The sequence below is a fragment of the Chryseobacterium sp. WX genome (genome assembly GCF_029542485.1).
Lineage (GTDB): Bacteria > Bacteroidota > Bacteroidia > Flavobacteriales > Weeksellaceae > Chryseobacterium > Chryseobacterium cucumeris.
In genome coordinates this window covers 1246759-1262829 of record NZ_CP120710.1, presented here as the reverse complement: position 1 = coordinate 1262829, position 16071 = coordinate 1246759, and the positions used below count along the sequence as shown (strand labels likewise).

The following is a 16071-nucleotide window of genomic DNA, read 5'->3' as shown; positions in this document are numbered from 1 at the left end:
TTTTTATTTATAATGAGTAAAAATAAGTAAAAAAGCTTATACCGGATGCTATTCTTTTATGATTTAAGTTAGCTTCCACTAATAATTGGTGCAGAGAAAATCAAAATAAATTCATAAAATGCTGTAAAATAGTTTGATAGAGGGTGTGTATTTTGCAGAATTTATGATTTAAAATTAAAATAAGCTTTCCGATGGCAGAAAGCTTATTCAGTTTTAAGCAAAATATAATTATAAACAAGACTTAAAAATAAAATAATTCTATTCCTTCGGTTATGAGTGAGATCATATTAATTTTTTATCTCTTTTCCGCAATTGATAAGTTCGGTGACAAGCTGCCCACTTTGCACTGCCCAATAATTTTTGTCACACACTACAATTAAATTCCGTTTAGCTCTACTCACAGCAGTATTAACCAGATTAAGGCCTTTGGAAACAGGAATAGTAGTGTCAACAAACCATTTATCATAGGTGTCAACAATACTTAAAATTACAGTATCCCATTCTCTGCCCTGAGAACCGTGAACAGTGAGGATTTTCAAATCATTTCTTTCTTGTGGTAAAGAATTGTTTAGTAATCTTATTTGTTTTTTATACGGGGTTAAAATGACAAAATCCTCCGTTCCATTTTTTTTAAGGTTATGAACAAGCTTGCTTATTTCTGAAACTTCATTCATTGATACTCTTGATTTTGGTCCTTCATTTTTTTTAGCATTAATATACTGTATCTGGGTTTCACCTTCCGGATTATTGGAGCTAAAGTTGTTTTCATAAACATATTTAGACAGAATCTGAGCCAGATTATTTCCGAACCTATAGGTAGCATTTAAAGAAGTCTTGGAAATATGTTCAGATTTGAATTCCGAATTGTCCAGGTACTGATTTCTGGAGAAATCCTTTGATTTCGAAAAAAGAGTGTCCAGGAAAATGGCTGACTGAGCCCATAAAAACATATTATAAAACTTGCCATCCCTTTCAATACTGCTGTCGTTAATTTCACAAACCGGAGGTAATTGCTTGTGATCCCCCAGAAATGAAATGGGCGTTGAATGATTAAACAATGTCAAAGCTTTAATAATATTGGCATATCCTGCTTCATCCAGAAAAATATGCTCAACATTTAACTTTGATTCTGCATAACGTCCAATATAGCCATCTAAAGTGCATCCAATGATATTGACGGACTTCAAACGTTCTTCAGTAGAGGAAATAGCTAGTTTAGCTCTTAAATGAACATATCTTTCCAATTCAGATTCTATTACGCCCGGGCTGTGATTTTTGTATTCTGAAAATAGATGCGTGTCAACTTCTAACTTATCTCTTTTTTGAAGGAGTATGGTATCTGCCTTTTTTTTAGTTTCTTTTATATTTGTGACAGACAGTTTAGAAAGAACAGACTGAACTTCCGGAAGAAATTTGGTCTGGTTAATCAGATTAGTGATTTTTATAGATACTTTTTTCTGAATCTCAGCTAAATCTCTCTCTTGAACCGTTCTTTTCTCACTGATTTCAGAGAGTTCATATTTCAAATATTCCAGATCTTTATTGAAATCATAAATTCTCTTTCTACTCTCATAAACTTCCTTTTCTGCACGCGTTGGTTTACTGCTGAATGTTTTGATAATCTTATGGGAAATAGAATTTATTTTAGCAATATTTTTTTCCAGCTGTTGAGTTTCTTTAATGCTGTTTTCAGAAAGTAACTTAACCTCTATCTCCTTTTTTCTGAATATGATATTCACCTCAGCCAATGAGTCTGTATCTCGTTTTATACGCTCAGAAAATTCAATTAAATCATCAAATTCAGGAGTTACGTCTATAAATCTGTCAATGGCTTGCTGCTGATTTTTAAAATTTAGCATTCGTTCCAGAATATCAATTTGTTTATCTATTTCAGCCAGCTTTTTTTGAACCCCTTTTTCTTCACAGACTTCGGGAAATTCTTCCGCAAATTTTTTGGAGGGCGTTCCCAGGCGTATAATTTTTTTTCTGTCGATCCCAGCCTTATCAGTCATTTTAATGATCCCTTTTAAAACTTGCTCAATCGCATTATTGGTGGGAGCTAAAATGGCAATTGTATCCCCTTTTCTGATATAATGGAGCACTGCATAGGCAAGAACAAATTGGGTTTTCCCTGTGCCGGGAGCTCCCCAAACATAAGAAAAGGGATTCGTGAAAATATTTTTTAATGACTGTTTTTGGTTTTCGGAAGGCTGAAGATTTTTCTCAGGAAAAAAGTCAATATTCTGAAAGTCCTCTGAGTATTTCGAAGTTCTCGTAGGTAGGGAGAGATTGCTTCCATTATGTACGTACCAGTCTTTCACTCTTTCAACCAGGAACTTCAGATCAGAGACCACTTTAAGGTCATTTCTTTGTAGCCCAATGAAATCCGGGGATATTTTGTCAGAAGGTTTAATTAAAAGTATATTTTTATCATTGTCGTATTCAATAATTTTAATTTCTGTGGAATCATAATCTTTACCATTGCGGAAATTCCTGAAAAAAACAGCTTCTGTATCAAAAAGCTTTGCAGACAAGCGAAGCTTAATCACAGTATACCTGCCTGGCAAATATTCTAAATCAAAAACATCAACTTCCTGGATGCCTTTATTGTTATTCTGTAGATATTCATAATAGTTTTGGCAACTGTCTATTGCTATTTCTCTTATTTCTTCTGCTGTCATTTATTTGACATTTATAAATATTATTCTGCTATTTGCGGGTTGGTGTTTGTAAAATTAACTTGTAATGGGATTATCTCATTATGGTTTTCCGTAAAAACAAAACTAATGATCTTCTTAAAAGTAAGAATAAGTATTACTATATTTATTAAGGTTCTGGAGTTTTTTAAAAGAATTTGAACGAGTTAAAAAAAAGAAATAGAAAAAATAATATTCTTTATAATCACGGTTACAGAAAGATTGGGTGGCAGTGATTTATTTCTTTTTTAAGCTATAGAAGGAAAATTTTTATAATTTTAGCTTATTATTTTATAATCTGAATGGAATACACCTATAAAACAAACACTTTTTTTCTTTTAAAAACTGTAATTTATACCATTGGATTTCTAAGCTTAATAGCAATGTCAAGACTTTGGATAGGGTCAAATGAAAATTGGAATCAAATGATAGAAAATGATTTTATTCCGGCATTAATAGTCAGAAGTATTTTTTTACATTGGCAGGATTACTATTTTTAGGATTATCTTCAATAGTAAGCAAAATTTACAGGAAAGAAAGCCCTTTTTTGAAAGAACTGGTTATTCTGCTGTTGTTTTCTTTCACGCTGAATGTAATACTGATGTTAGGCTTAATCTGACATGAATTTATAATAAAATACAGACACTCTTTTATTTATAAAATGAGACTATCGAATAAAGTGGGCTTTATATAGAAAAATTTCTGAAATGTGGTAGGTATTGAAGCTTTATTGGCGTATTAATTGATACAAGAAACTTTATTGAATTTTGATGACTAATGGCTAGAACGACTGTAACTCTGATTTTCCTTTTAAGTGGTTTTTTCTTTTTAAATGCACAGGAAAAGAAAGATTCGCTGTATTACAAAATAGAAGAATTTTCAGATAAGAGAAAAGTTACTAAATTCATTCACCGTTTTATATTTCGTAGAGAGCCGGATTCCACTTCCGTGAAGTCCAATACTGAAAAGCTTTTACAAAATACTTATAACAAAAAAATTATCAGAAATGTCAGGATAGAAACCATTGACCCTTTTGGATACAGTTCTAAAGAAGGTAAGGAAATAGGCAAATGGTATGATTGGGTAAAGGATCACCTTCATTCCAGTACCAGAAGATCAACAATCAATAATTTTTTGCTTTTTGAAGAAGGAGAAGAATATAACGCACAAAAGCTCTATGAATCAGAGCGTTTGTTGAGAACAATGCCTTTTATCAACAGAGTTAATATCAGTGTGTCCGACAGCACTTCCAGTAAAGATTCTATAGATGTTGTCGTAAAGGTATTGGATTCCTGGAGTCTGAAGCCGAGAATCAGTTATTCCGGAAGTAAAATTGGTTTGGGAGTTACTGAAGAGAATGTACTGGGACTGGGACACACCCTGGATTTCCTTTACAGAAATGATTCAAAAGAAAAGCAGGATTATCTCTTAGGAAGCTATACCACTTATAATCTTTTTGGTACTTATATCAATGCCCAGATTCTTGGAGAACGGGACTTTTCGAGAAATGAGAGAATTAATTTCAGCCTCAGAAGAGACTTTTTCTCTCCTTTAACGAAATGGGCGGGAGGTTTTACATTTGAATATTTTATGCGAAAGGTTTTACTTCCCACAGAAACGGATACTGCTTTTCCTGAAGTTCAGATTAAAGTATACAGTCAGGATTTATGGGGAGGTTATCAGATTCCGGTTTCATCTGATCCCCGTGAGAAGGTATCCAGCAATATTGCCATCATAGGAAGATTTCAGAACTATCAGTACAAAGACAGTCCGGGAATTGATCAGTATCAATATTTCAGCTCTTACAACAGTTTTCTGATGTCTGTTGGGTTTATTCAAAGAAACTTTTCAGTTCAGAAGAATATTTTCCAATATGATTTGCCGGAGGATGTTGCTTATGGCAATTCTGTAAACGTTATTGCCGGAGGATTATCAAGAAATAAAGAAGTGAATCCGTATGTGGGAATTTCAGCATCTTATGGGCGTTTTACAAAACTGGGATATTTTACAGTGAAAGCACAGTTTGGAAGGTTTTTTAATGAAGACAGTCAGAACAGGGAATCTTTCCGCTTTGACGGAACTTATTTCACCAACCTTATGGACTGGAAATTTGCCAAAGCAAGACATTTCTTTTCTCCAACATTAGCCTTGGGAAATCCACAGCATAATTACTCGTATAAAGATAGGATCAACCTTTCTTCTGCAGATGAATTTCCTGTTTATAATTCTGATTATATTGGCACAAAAAAAATAGTGTTAAGGTATCAGCTTCAATTGTTTATCAATAAAACCTGGAAGAATTTCCATTTCAGCCCTTATTTAACTACTGCAGTGGGTTGGCTGGGAATGCCCGATGATAAACTATTGAAGACCAAAGCCAATACAAAAATCGGAATAGGTGTTTTAATTAATAATCCCTATCTTGTTTTCAACAGGATTCAGATTTCTTTCATGTATTATCCGCGTGTTCCTTTTGATAATAATTCTGTTTTTGATTTTAACAGTAACAGAAATAATCTTTTACCAATGAACAGTTTTGCAACGGATGTTCCTCATTTTGTCAATTTTGGAAATTAATAATAGAAGATCAATTGGTGCTTAATATCCTGAAAATAAGTCGTTTTTCAGATATTATATACGGTGATTCTTTTTGATATAATATTACCCATTTGGGTAATTGACAGGTTGTTATATTATCACAAAATTTGTGATAAATAGACTGTATGCTGTAAAGTATATTCAGATGTAGTTTAAAAAAATCATAACAACTTCAAAACTAACCCCTATGAGACCTTTGAATTTTCTTTTATTATTGACCGCACTCTTTACATCTGTTGTGATGTATGGACAGCAGACTAACACGATACCGACTGTACCAAAGCCAATTCCTATAACCGATGCTGAAAAATGGATTGCAATTTCTCCTATTCTGCTCTTCCTTTTAATTACCTGTCTTGTCTTTTTTAAACTTAAAAAAGATAAAGTCTCTTTAAAAGATCTCCTTTTGGATAAGGATGCGAATGTTCAGATAGAGGTAGAAAAAACAAAACAAAGAGTGGCTTTTTTATCTGCTTCTACTGAAAGTCAGCAGGCAATGAAGGCCGCAGACGCAACAGCTGACAATGGTGAAGGTCCCAATGCCTCAAAACCTAATACGAGTGTAAGCCGTTTTCTTGCATTTATAAGCGGTTTGGTGTCTGTAGGTCTGGCATGTGTTCTCACCACCTTTGCCATCTGGAATTATTTTGATGTAAGCAATTTTCCCCACCTGAATGATCTCGTTGGTGTTTTACTGACCCTGGGGATTGGAGTGGTGCCTTATGCGTTTAACAAAATCACTACAGCAGCTAAATAGACAGATTTTAAAACAATAAAAAACCTTCCTTGCTTTTGACAGGGAAGGTTTTAATCAAAATGCAATAAACATTCTGAAAACTAAACTACTACATCTATTTTTACATTGATATTTCCACGGGTTGCTTTTGAATAAGGACATGTTGCATGGGCTGTTTCCACAACTTTTCTGGCTTCGTCTATTGCAAATCCCGGTAAAAGTACCTGTAAATGGGCTTGCAGGAAAAATCCATTATCATTGGTGGCCAGATCTACAGAGGTATTGACAGATAAGTCCGGAGGAAGGGTAACTCCCATTTTTACCGCACCTAAATGCATCGCACCGATAAAACATGCCGACCATCCTGCTGCTAACAGCTGTTCCGGATTGGTTCCGTTTCCCTTTGAACCGGGAGAAGTTAGTTCAATACTAAGTTTGCCATCACTGCTTTTTGCTTCTCCGTTACGGCCTCCCGTTACAACGACATTACCGGAATACAGCACTTTACTGATATTGACTACGGTTGTATTTTCTACTTCCTGAATGGTATTTAATTCCATATTTTTATTATTTTAGATTAAACGATTCTGTTGATTGATCCTATTATTGTTAAAGTTTTTTTCTTAAATCTTTGAAAGCGGCTCTAAGCTCTTCTGTAAAAATCTGCGGCTGTTCCCAGGCTGCAAAATGTCCGCCTTTTGAAGCTTTATGGTAATAATATAAAGTAGGATAAGCTTGCTTCGACCAGCTTTCCGGAGCCTGATAAATTTCGTGAGGAAATACCGAAACAGCTACAGGAACTTTAATGTCTTTGGTCTTCTGCGCCTCCGCACTGAAATTATTCTTGTTATTTTCCCAATAGAAACGTGAAGAAGACGCTCCGGTATTGGTAAGCCAGTAAAGGGTAATATCATCGAGGATGGCATCACGGCCAATGATATTCTCAGGATGAAGATCACTTTCACTCCATTCGGCAATTTTTTCGTAAAGGAATGCTGCTAAGGCTGTTGGAGAATCAGAAAGCAGATATCCTGTTGTCTGTGGACGTGTTACCATCATTCCCCCGTAAGCTGCATTTCTTCCAAAGAATGTACTCATTGCATTGTATGCTTTTGCTTCTGAGGCAGAAAGTCCTGACGGAGCGGGATCACCGGCATTGATTGGTTTTACAAGTTCGGCAGGAATGGTAGCAGGCATGGTAAGGTGGATTCCCAAAAGACCTGAAGGAGCCTGTTTTGCTAATGCATCAGAAATAACAGAACCATGGTCACCACCTTCAGAAACATATTTTTTGTAGCCGAGTCTTTTCATCAGTACATCCCATGCACGGGCAACGCGGTCAGGGTTCCAACCAAGCTCAGCAGGAATCTCTGAAAAACCATATCCCGGAATGGCAGGTATAATTACATCAAAAGCATCACTTGCTTTTCCTCCGTATTTTACAGGATCAGTCAAAGGATCTATTGCATTGATAAACTCCAGCGGAGAACCAGGCCAGCCATGAGTAAGAATCACAGGCATTGCATTAGGCTCCTTTGAACGTACATGGATAAACTGGATATCAAGTCCGTCAATTTTTGTTACAAATTGGGGAAGCGCATTCAGTTTATTTTCTACTTTTCTCCAGTCGTATCCGTTGCCCCAATAGGTGATAAGTTCTTTTAACTGCTCAAGCTGGATTCCCTGAGAAGCATCTTTCACAGTCTCTTTATCCGGGAAGCGGGTTTCGGAAATACGTTTTTTAAGATCATCCAGCTGAGATTGTGGAATATTGATGTGAAAAGGACGGATACTGGTATCATTTTTTGATAATAGAGTAGCAGTATCATTTTTTTGCGCCTTAGAAATAGCAGGTGTACCTAAGATAAAAGTTGCTGCTAAAAGAATTGTTGAAATTGTTGTTTTCATTGCTTTGCTGTATTAGATTTTAAATCTGTTTTTTCTTTTTGATGAGACAAAATTATACCCTGAGATACGCCTGGGAAACGAGTAATGTGTTCAAGTAGTCATATTTTACAGTGAAACAGACATTGCAGATGGTGAACAGGAAACAATATGAAGCAGATGAAAAGTAATGCTAAGAAAAGTGACTGAGATATTGATCTCAAAAAGGATAAAAAAATAAGCTCCGTTCTTCTATAAAAACGGAGCTTATTTTGTGAAAACATTTTTTTCGATGTTATCCGTGAGCTTCTACAGATACATCATTCCATTCTTCCCATACTTTTAAGCGCTGTTCGTAATTTTGTTTTACGAAAGGAAGTGCTACTTTTCCAAGCAATAAACGCAATGGAGGATTTTCAGTTTCTGCTAACTTTATCAATGCAGGAGCTGTAGCTGCTACGTCACCAAAAGAAGTTTCAGATTCTGAGAAAGCCTTTTTAACACCATCGTAAACAGGATTACTTTGTGTATTAATTCCTGTATGCCAGATATTGGAAGCATAGCCATTAGGTTCTACCAAAGTTACATTAATTCCAAAGCCTTTTACTTCTGTTGCTAAAGTTTCGCTTAATCCTTCCAGTGCAAACTTAGATGCATTATAAAGTCCCATGGTTGGTAAAGTAGCCAATCCTAAAATAGAAGAAACCTGAATGATATGACCACTTTTCTGATCTCTCATAATGGGAAGCACCGCCTGTGTAAGCCATAAAGTTCCAAAGAAATTTGTTTCAAACTGTGCTCTTGCTTCCTGTTCGTTGGTTTCTTCCACCGCACCTGTTAGTGCATATCCTGCATTATTAATCAGAATATCAATGCTGCCGAAGTGTTGGTGTACTTTCTGAACTACTGATAATGATTCCTCTCTTTTATCTACATCTAAGGTTAAAGGCAATACGGAATCTCCATATTTTTCTTTTAAATCATCAAGCGTTTCTACATTTCTGGCTGTTGCAGCCACATTGTATCCTTTGGCTAAAAAGGCTTCTGCCCATGCTTTTCCGAAACCTTTTGATGCACCTGTAATTAAAACTGTTTTTGACATTGTTCTGTTTTTTAAATTGTTATGATTATATTTTTTAAAAGAATTATTTCACATGTAAATGACCGATCGGTCATATTTTGAATAAAAAAAATTACACCGTATTTTCTTCAATAATTTTTTTAAGATTTTTGACGATAGTTATCATTTTATCGTTATTACCAGCCATTCTTGACATTAAGTGTCCACCTTCAAGCATGGCAAACAAAACTGTTGCAAAACCTTCCGCATCCCATTCCGCTCTGAATTCTTTATTGGAAATTCCTTTTTCTATAATACCGGAAATTAATTTTTCTCCCTGTTTTATTCCATTGTTTACCTTTCCTTTAACGACTGGATTGGTATCATCAGCTTCTGTTCCAAAGTTTAGCAGGGGACACCCGCCAACTACAGGTGGATGGTTGGGATCACTAAAAAAATCAATATAGGCGAATAACTGTTCCCTGGAAGTTTTAAATCTGCTTAAAGTTTTTTGAAGTTGATCAGTCAGCATTTGCATATTATGCTCAACAGCAGCACAGGCAAGTACTTCTTTATTTTCAAAATGAACGTACATACTGCCTTTAGACAACTTGGTGGCCTCCATAATATCACTCATAGAAGTAGCTGCAATCCCTTTTGTATTAAAAATAGGTGCTGCTTTTTCTATAATGAACTGTCTGGTTTCCTCCCCTTTTGCCATAATAATAGTAAATAATGATGCAAATATATGACCGATTGGTCATAAAAACAAATTTTTTATGCTTTTTTATATTGCATTGTTTTAATATCAACTAAATCAGTTGTTTATTATCCTTCTTCAGGAAGACATTGGGGAATTTCTCCTATTTCATTCATTGTAAATCCTTCTTCAAAAAGTTTTCTTTTATGATTAATTCCCCAATCTTTAAGAGCAAAGATGATAGGATTTAAAGTTGAAGAATAAGGTTGAGGCTGATAAATGATTTTAACCGGATAATCATCAATAACTGTTCTTTTGATAAGCTGATGCTGTTCAAGTTCTTTGAGTTCCTTAGCCAGAACCTTTGGAGTAATACCTGGTATACTGTCCTGTATATCAGTAAAGCGATCATTGCCTACAGATACAGATACAATGATTGCCAGCTTCCATTTGCCACTTAAAACGTCCAAAGCGTCTCGTACAGGCTTGATCGTTTCCAGGCAGCTTGATTTAATTTTTTTTACAGACATACGCTTATAAATTATTTCACTTTCCTTTGGGAAAGCACTATACAAAGGAAAGTAAATATATGCTAAATTGCAACATCATATTTAAGGTATTTTCTTCTGAAACAGAATAAACAGTCTGAAGGAAATATTGTAATAATGAAAAGAATTCCGGCCGGTATTCTTCTGAGTTAAAAAGAGTCAATAATTAAAAAGAGACGAACAAAAAGAATGAAAAAAGTAATCTTAATTACAGGTTCAAGTACCGGTTTTGGTGCATTAATGGTAAAAACATTTAACAAAGAAGGGCATATCGTCATAGCCACGATGCGAAATACTACTGGAAGCAATGCTGAACACGCAAAAAATCTGAATAAGCTGGAGAATACAGAAGTAGTAGATATGGATATCACAGATGATCAGTCTGTAAAAAAACTGTTGCTTTAGTACATGAAAAGTATGGTAGAATTGATGTTTTGATTAATAATGCAGGAATATATGGAGCAGGAGTTCTTGAATCTTATTCAATACCACAAATCCAGAAGCTCTTTGATGTAAATGTTTGGGGAACATTGAGAGTGAATAATGAAATTCTACCTATTATGAGAGCTGCAAAAGATGGTCTTATCATCACCATTTCCAGTCAGGTAGGGCGAATTTCACTTCCATTACAGTCTGCTTATAATTCTACAAAATTTGCGTTGGAAGGTCTTATAGAAGGTTCGTATGAAGAGCTGATAGGGCAGGGAATAGAATCAGTACTGCTTGAGCCGGGAGGGTTCATGACGGAAATTATCGGTAAGGCGCATGTTAATGGAGATCGCGAGAGCATTCAGGAATCTTATGGTACTGCTGTGGCAGATATCAGTCAGAAAATTCAGACCGTATTTGGTAAACTCTTTATGGAATCAGCTCCGGATCCACAAATCATTGCAGATGGAGCCCTTAAGCTGGTCAATACAGAAAAAGGGAAAAGACCACTTCGTACACCACTAGATCCTCTTTCCAATGGAGTAGATAAAGAATACAATCTGATTACAGAACAGGTAAAACAAAAGTGGATAGAAGCTTATGGGTTATAAAATATATATTAAATTATTGTAGTCCATACATCCCATATAAAAGGAAAAGTACTAATAAACAGTACTTTTCCTTTTATATTTTGAAGATACAGAGACTAAATACTATTTATTGAAACTTAAATGAAGAGGTTGTTACAGGATAGTCTTGGTCATCTGATCATATCATGATACAATAAAAAAGAGAACTCCTGGGTTCTCTTTTTGTCGTTATTAAATCATTTAACCATAATCTTAATACTTTCTTTATGATCATTTTCGCAAAGAATATGGATCATATAAGCTCCTGTACTGTAAGGTGAAAAATCTAATTTTATATCACGAGTGTGAAGATTTTTCCTCTCAAAAAGCTTCCTTTGAGCCATATCATAAACGATAATATCCTTTATTTCCTCTTTACTTTTGAGGTAACAGATATCTTTTACAGGATTAGGATAAAATATAAGTTCAGGCTGTCTGCCAATATCCATAATTCCTAAAGACCCAATAGTAATTGTTTTGCTGAAAGTTTCTGCACAGGAGTTTTTGCTGACCGTAAGTGAGACTGTATAAGTTCCCGGGGCAGTATATTGATGAACAGGATTCAATGAAGAATCGGTGATGCCATCGCCAAAGTTCCATAATACAGATGTGTAATTGGCGGAATGATTAGTGAAATTTACAGTTGTTCCGTTAATTCCTGCTATAAAATCCGAATGAAGGTGAAACGTATTACTATTCCATTGTGGCGGATTATTAAAAAAAACAAGATCTGCAATATTCTGAAAGTTTTCGGCTGTGTTTTGAGGCATTCCGTTATAAAAAGTGGATGGAAATACATGATCCTGAAAAATTGCAGAATACATAGTGGCTGCCACAAGATAACTTCCTTTAGGTCCAGGATGAATATCGTTATAAGATCCGTGAAGAGCCAGATCCTGGGAAGAATTGTAGTAATGTCTTGCAGATTCTCCGGCAGGAACCATTTCCACCTGCATCAGGTTAGACATCTTTGTAATGGAATCCTTAATTTTCTGCTGAAAAGCAAAATAGGTGTTGTATTCATTGGCAGATGGGACTCCATAGGGAATTTCATACAGAAAAATCTTAGAACAAGGACTGTATTTACGAATAGAATCCCTGATTTTACGGCCGCGTTCAGCGGTTACAGAAACAGGGTAAGAATGACCTGCAGATTCCGCAGTTCCGGGCTGCATGATCACGTATTTATAGTTTTTAGATCTTATCTTTTGATACAATGAAGCATCATCTACATGATTCACAAATCCGGTTCCTCCGGGAGTATGTGTTGTTACAGATAGATTTTTCCCTTTTGAAGCCGCTATATTTTTAAAAATTTCAGGCATGTCATTAAAATAGGTGACGCTGTTTCCTATAAACAGAACCTCATCAGACTGGCAGAATGATAACACTGAAAAACCAGTACATATAAGAAAGAGTAGTTTTTTTATCATAGAGTATTTTTTTGAGAGTTATTTAAAAAAGGTACCTGCAGAAAACCACTTATCATGCAGGTACACAACACAAACGATGATTAAAAATGTTTTTTTATCAATATAGAGCTAAATATTTTTCTTTATCCGTTTTTTAATTATTAAACCTTTTAAAAGTACCTGCAGGAAACCCAATCTATACTGCAGGTACTGCATTAAAAGGTGTTTAAAATGAAAATGTTAGTTTATTTACTTTGTTAGAGATTTTGATTTACTATGAGTTAATGACTGGGTTTATTTTTTTAATTGACTTAGAAAAGTACCTGCAGGCATCACGTATAACCTACAGGTACACGGTACACTAATTATTACAACTATTTCTTGATTAGTTTTGTATGATAAGTCGCCTTATCATCTTTTATCGTGATCACATACACTCCTTTGATCAATGAGGCAACACTGATTCTTTTTCCGTCCGGTTTTCCTTCCTGAACAAGTCTTCCGTCTGCACTGTAAATTTTGTAATCAGCTTTACCTTTCAGATTTTTTACCTCTACAAATGTATCCGCAGGATTAGGGTAGATTTCAAGATCAGAAGATGACTGAACGGACTCCTTAACTCCTAGTGCTGCATTGATCTTTACAGAAAAATCCCATACCGAACCACGGGAGAAAAGATCACCATTGGCATCTACGAAAGGACTTGCACATGCATCAGCTGAAGCATTGAAAAATCCGCTGGCTACTCTCATTCTTAATGTTTTGTCACCATTGTAAGCATTGGCCGGAACTGCAAATGCAAAACTTCCCTGATGTCTTTTATTGGCATCCGGAGCTGCGCCGTTAATCCCAATTCTTTCTGAAGCTTCAAATACTCCGTTTCTGTTGTAATCAATCCATGCCTGTACCCAATCCTGATAGTTTCCTCCAGCACGGTTAGCATACACAATATAGTTCATATTATATTGCGCACCCTGAGTAAGCTGAATCAGTTTGGCAGGGTCTTCCGAATAATCTTTATAAGCGTGCTGAACGGTTGTCCCATTTCCAGCTAAATCCACATTGGCTAAAGTCACTCTTAATATTCCACTGAAATACGGACTGATTGTAGTGTTTCCTCCTGTAGTCATCAGGCAGTAATCATATCCGGTGCGCAATCCTTTTGTTTTAAAATTATATGCAGGAGAAAATGCTCCGGGAACATTATTAATCACAGTGGCTACACGAACTTCATAAGAGGTTTCATCTTCAAGATTATTTAATAGCACAGAACTAACCGGGCTGGCAGCATTGGACCAGTTTGCTGTTCCTGCTTTCCTGTAATTCACGGAATAGGTTGCTCCCGGTACATGGTTCCATGAAACAGTTGCTGAGGTTTTTAATATATCATTATCGAACGCGGTAAGTCCCGTTGGTGGATTATTTAAAGAAGCGGGAGCATTTCCTACGGTCACTGTAGGAGAAACGGCATAAAATATATTTCCTACTGCTGAAATTCGCAGTTTAATATTTCCCTGAAGCGCAGCAGGCATCTGTATTTCAAAACTTCCGTCATTAGGCGTTGAAGCCACCAGTTCTGTCCATGCTGATCCGTTAACCAGATCGGTTGTATATTCAATCTTTACATTGGCAGCATTATAGGGAGCAAGGTTGGTATTGGCAACATCCCAGGAAATGGTATTGGAAGCATTATTATACAACGTAGTAGAAGGAGTTAATCCTTTGAATTTGAAAGGTCCGTCATTTCCAACGGTTACTGTATTTTCTGCAGAAATCGTTAAAGGTCTGTTCGGGTTATTATCACGTACTGTTACCGCGTAATGTAATACTCTGGGAATGTATGAAACTGTTTCCCATGTGTCTTTGTTCGTCAGTTTACCACTCATTACAACAGGCAGGCTAGGGAAATATCTTCTTCCCGAAGCCACTGCAGGAAAAGAACGGGTAAGTGAACCTTCAGGATTGAATCCCCAGCCGCTGTCTCCTGAGATTGAGCTTGTAGAGCCTACGCTGTCATACTGTTCCCAGTTATAGGTAAACTGATCCCCGTTGGCGTCTACTGCATTGGCATCCAGGTAATAGGCTGTACCTTTGGGAATAGTATAGGAAATCAGCGGGGTAATAGCTGGTGCATTATTGGCAATATTTTCAGCTACGCCGCACCCAACTTTACCTTCAAGGTTGTTAAGGATTTGATTGATGGACGAATAGTGGAAATAGGCATCACTGTTCATCTGAACATTATTGGCTGTGATCCCTGCATAGGCCATAATGGTTGTTCCTCCTCCCGGTTCTATATTGACATCTGAGCTTTCAGTAACTGTAGAAAATGTATGATTACCTCCAAGCTGATGTCCCATTTCATGAGCTACATAATCAATATCAAAGGTGTCTCCCACAGGATTCTGATTTTGTGTAAACGCAGAACCTTTACCTAACGGTTCTGCTGCGGTAGGGTTGGTACATATACATCCTATGCATCCTGCATTTCCATTTCCTCCGGCGGCATTAAAGACATGTCCTATATCATAATTGGCATTGCCTACCTGAGCAGTTAAGGTTTGTTGAAGCTGCCCGTTCAAATCATTGGTGTATGGATCATTGGCCGGATTGGCATAGATGATATTGGGGAAATTCTGTATGGTAAGATGGATTGCGAATTCTTTTTCAAAAACACCATTGACACGAGTCATAGTAGCATTCATCTGGGCAACAGCTCCTGCCATCCCTCCGAAATGAGTAGTATATTCACCCGTTGCAGACAAGGCAAGTCTATAGGTTCTGTACATAGATGCGGCAGGTCTTCCGGTAATATTGATTCCGGCAAGTTTATTTTTTCCGGAATTTTTTAAAGATTTGATGTCCAGTTCCTTTTTGCCTTCCATACTGCAGCTAAAGCCATGCTCAGACTCTGTTCTTTCGGTTTTATAGAATACTCCATAGGTTTTTTTATCTGTTGTGACAGGTTCTATAAACTGGAAGATACCGTCTTTAATAATCATTGACTGTATTTCTGTAGGGGATGTACTGAATCTTACATATTTGGAGGGGTCATCAATTCCCACTCCTACATAAGATCCTAATCCATATTTTTCAGCCAAGGATTTTTCCATCACAGGATTGCTGTACACCGCAAACTTTTCTATGGTTCCTTCTGCCGTTGGTAATTGAATCGTTACTGCTCTTGCATTGGCGCCGGTCTCCTCAGCGTTTTTTAATAACTGTATTAACGCATTAATATCAGTTTTGTAAGCATACTTGATTTTTACCTCTCTTCTGATCTCAGACACTTTTTGTGAAGAGGTTTCCCATCTTTGGGCATTGGAAAGACAGAAGCCTGATATCAAAAATAATGATAATAGAGTTTTTCTCATTTTAA

12 protein-coding genes are annotated in these 16071 nt (G+C 36.2%); 4 read left to right on the top strand and 8 right to left on the bottom strand.

The features are described from left to right. Nucleotides 1–287 precede the first annotated feature (287 nt). A complete protein-coding gene (locus PZ898_RS05705; protein ID WP_277694999.1) occupies nucleotides 288–2681 on the bottom strand; it encodes an AAA domain-containing protein in 2394 nt (797 codons plus the stop codon). A gap of 792 nt (nucleotides 2682–3473) precedes the next feature. Here PZ898_RS05705 and PZ898_RS05700 point away from each other — a divergent pair. Continuing rightward, the gene (locus tag PZ898_RS05700) at nucleotides 3474–5273 is read left to right on the top strand and encodes a hypothetical protein (RefSeq protein WP_062675210.1); all 1800 of its coding nucleotides are present in this window, start codon (nucleotides 3474–3476) and stop codon (nucleotides 5271–5273) included. A 208-nt stretch (nucleotides 5274–5481) separates the two neighbouring features. Further along, nucleotides 5482–6051: a hypothetical protein gene (locus tag PZ898_RS05695; RefSeq protein WP_216444412.1), complete on the top strand. Its 570-nt coding sequence runs from the start codon at nucleotides 5482–5484 to the stop codon at nucleotides 6049–6051. A gap of 80 nt (nucleotides 6052–6131) precedes the next feature. Here PZ898_RS05695 and PZ898_RS05690 read toward each other — a convergent pair whose 3' ends face one another. The 5 genes from PZ898_RS05690 to PZ898_RS05670 form a co-directional block, all read right to left on the bottom strand. Further along, nucleotides 6132–6590, bottom strand: a complete 459-nt coding sequence (locus PZ898_RS05690; protein ID WP_120231537.1) for an organic hydroperoxide resistance protein — start codon at nucleotides 6588–6590, stop codon at nucleotides 6132–6134. A gap of 49 nt (nucleotides 6591–6639) precedes the next feature. Continuing rightward, nucleotides 6640–7938 carry an epoxide hydrolase family protein gene (locus tag PZ898_RS05685; protein ID WP_216444413.1) on the bottom strand — a complete coding sequence of 433 codons (1299 nt, stop codon included), beginning with the start codon at nucleotides 7936–7938 and terminating at the stop codon, nucleotides 6640–6642. 271 nt (nucleotides 7939–8209) lie between these two features. After that, the gene (locus PZ898_RS05680; RefSeq protein ID WP_277694998.1) at nucleotides 8210–9016 is read right to left on the bottom strand and encodes an SDR family NAD(P)-dependent oxidoreductase; all 807 of its coding nucleotides are present in this window, start codon (nucleotides 9014–9016) and stop codon (nucleotides 8210–8212) included. Nucleotides 9017–9107: 91 nt separating this feature from the next. Then, entirely contained in the window at nucleotides 9108–9695 is a 588-nt protein-coding gene (locus tag PZ898_RS05675; RefSeq protein WP_277694997.1) for a TetR/AcrR family transcriptional regulator, read from the bottom strand. Nucleotides 9696–9802: 107 nt separating this feature from the next. Continuing rightward, nucleotides 9803–10204 (bottom strand): helix-turn-helix domain-containing protein, encoded by a 402-nt coding sequence (locus tag PZ898_RS05670; protein WP_051934372.1) that lies wholly within the window; start codon nucleotides 10202–10204, stop codon nucleotides 9803–9805. A 207-nt stretch (nucleotides 10205–10411) separates the two neighbouring features. On the opposite strand from PZ898_RS05670, the gene PZ898_RS05665 reads away from it, so the two are divergent. After that, on the top strand, nucleotides 10412–10627 hold the full coding sequence (locus PZ898_RS05665; protein WP_277694996.1) for an SDR family NAD(P)-dependent oxidoreductase: 216 nt from the start codon (nucleotides 10412–10414) through the stop codon (nucleotides 10625–10627). Between the two features lie 29 nt (nucleotides 10628–10656). Beyond that, a complete protein-coding gene (locus PZ898_RS05660) occupies nucleotides 10657–11262 on the top strand; it encodes an SDR family NAD(P)-dependent oxidoreductase (RefSeq protein ID WP_277694995.1) in 606 nt (201 codons plus the stop codon). A 215-nt stretch (nucleotides 11263–11477) separates the two neighbouring features. On the opposite strand, the gene PZ898_RS05655 is transcribed toward PZ898_RS05660, so the two are convergent. After that, on the bottom strand, nucleotides 11478–12713 hold the full coding sequence (locus PZ898_RS05655) for a PKD domain-containing protein (protein WP_277694993.1): 1236 nt from the start codon (nucleotides 12711–12713) through the stop codon (nucleotides 11478–11480). Nucleotides 12714–13066: 353 nt separating this feature from the next. Next, a complete protein-coding gene (locus PZ898_RS05650; RefSeq protein WP_277694992.1) occupies nucleotides 13067–16066 on the bottom strand; it encodes a reprolysin-like metallopeptidase in 3000 nt (999 codons plus the stop codon). Nucleotides 16067–16071: the final 5 nt, after the last annotated feature.

Excerpts from the sequence above, each read along its gene's own strand:
- PZ898_RS05695 (WP_216444412.1), top strand. The coding sequence starts at position 5,482 with ATGAGACCTTTGAATTTTCTTTTATTATTGACCGCACTCTTTACATCT.
- PZ898_RS05670 (WP_051934372.1), bottom strand. The coding sequence starts at position 10,204 with ATGTCTGTAAAAAAAATTAAATCAAGCTGCCTGGAAACGATCAAGCCT.
- PZ898_RS05680 (WP_277694998.1), bottom strand. The coding sequence starts at position 9,016 with ATGTCAAAAACAGTTTTAATTACAGGTGCATCAAAAGGTTTCGGAAAA.
- PZ898_RS05665 (WP_277694996.1), top strand. The coding sequence starts at position 10,412 with ATGAAAAAAGTAATCTTAATTACAGGTTCAAGTACCGGTTTTGGTGCA.
- PZ898_RS05685 (WP_216444413.1), bottom strand. The coding sequence starts at position 7,938 with ATGAAAACAACAATTTCAACAATTCTTTTAGCAGCAACTTTTATCTTA.
- PZ898_RS05705 (WP_277694999.1), bottom strand. The coding sequence starts at position 2,681 with ATGACAGCAGAAGAAATAAGAGAAATAGCAATAGACAGTTGCCAAAAC.
- PZ898_RS05650 (WP_277694992.1), bottom strand. The coding sequence starts at position 16,066 with ATGAGAAAAACTCTATTATCATTATTTTTGATATCAGGCTTCTGTCTT.
- PZ898_RS05655 (WP_277694993.1), bottom strand. The coding sequence starts at position 12,713 with ATGATAAAAAAACTACTCTTTCTTATATGTACTGGTTTTTCAGTGTTA.
- PZ898_RS05700 (WP_062675210.1), top strand. The coding sequence starts at position 3,474 with ATGGCTAGAACGACTGTAACTCTGATTTTCCTTTTAAGTGGTTTTTTC.
- PZ898_RS05690 (WP_120231537.1), bottom strand. The coding sequence starts at position 6,590 with ATGGAATTAAATACCATTCAGGAAGTAGAAAATACAACCGTAGTCAAT.
- PZ898_RS05675 (WP_277694997.1), bottom strand. The coding sequence starts at position 9,695 with ATGGCAAAAGGGGAGGAAACCAGACAGTTCATTATAGAAAAAGCAGCA.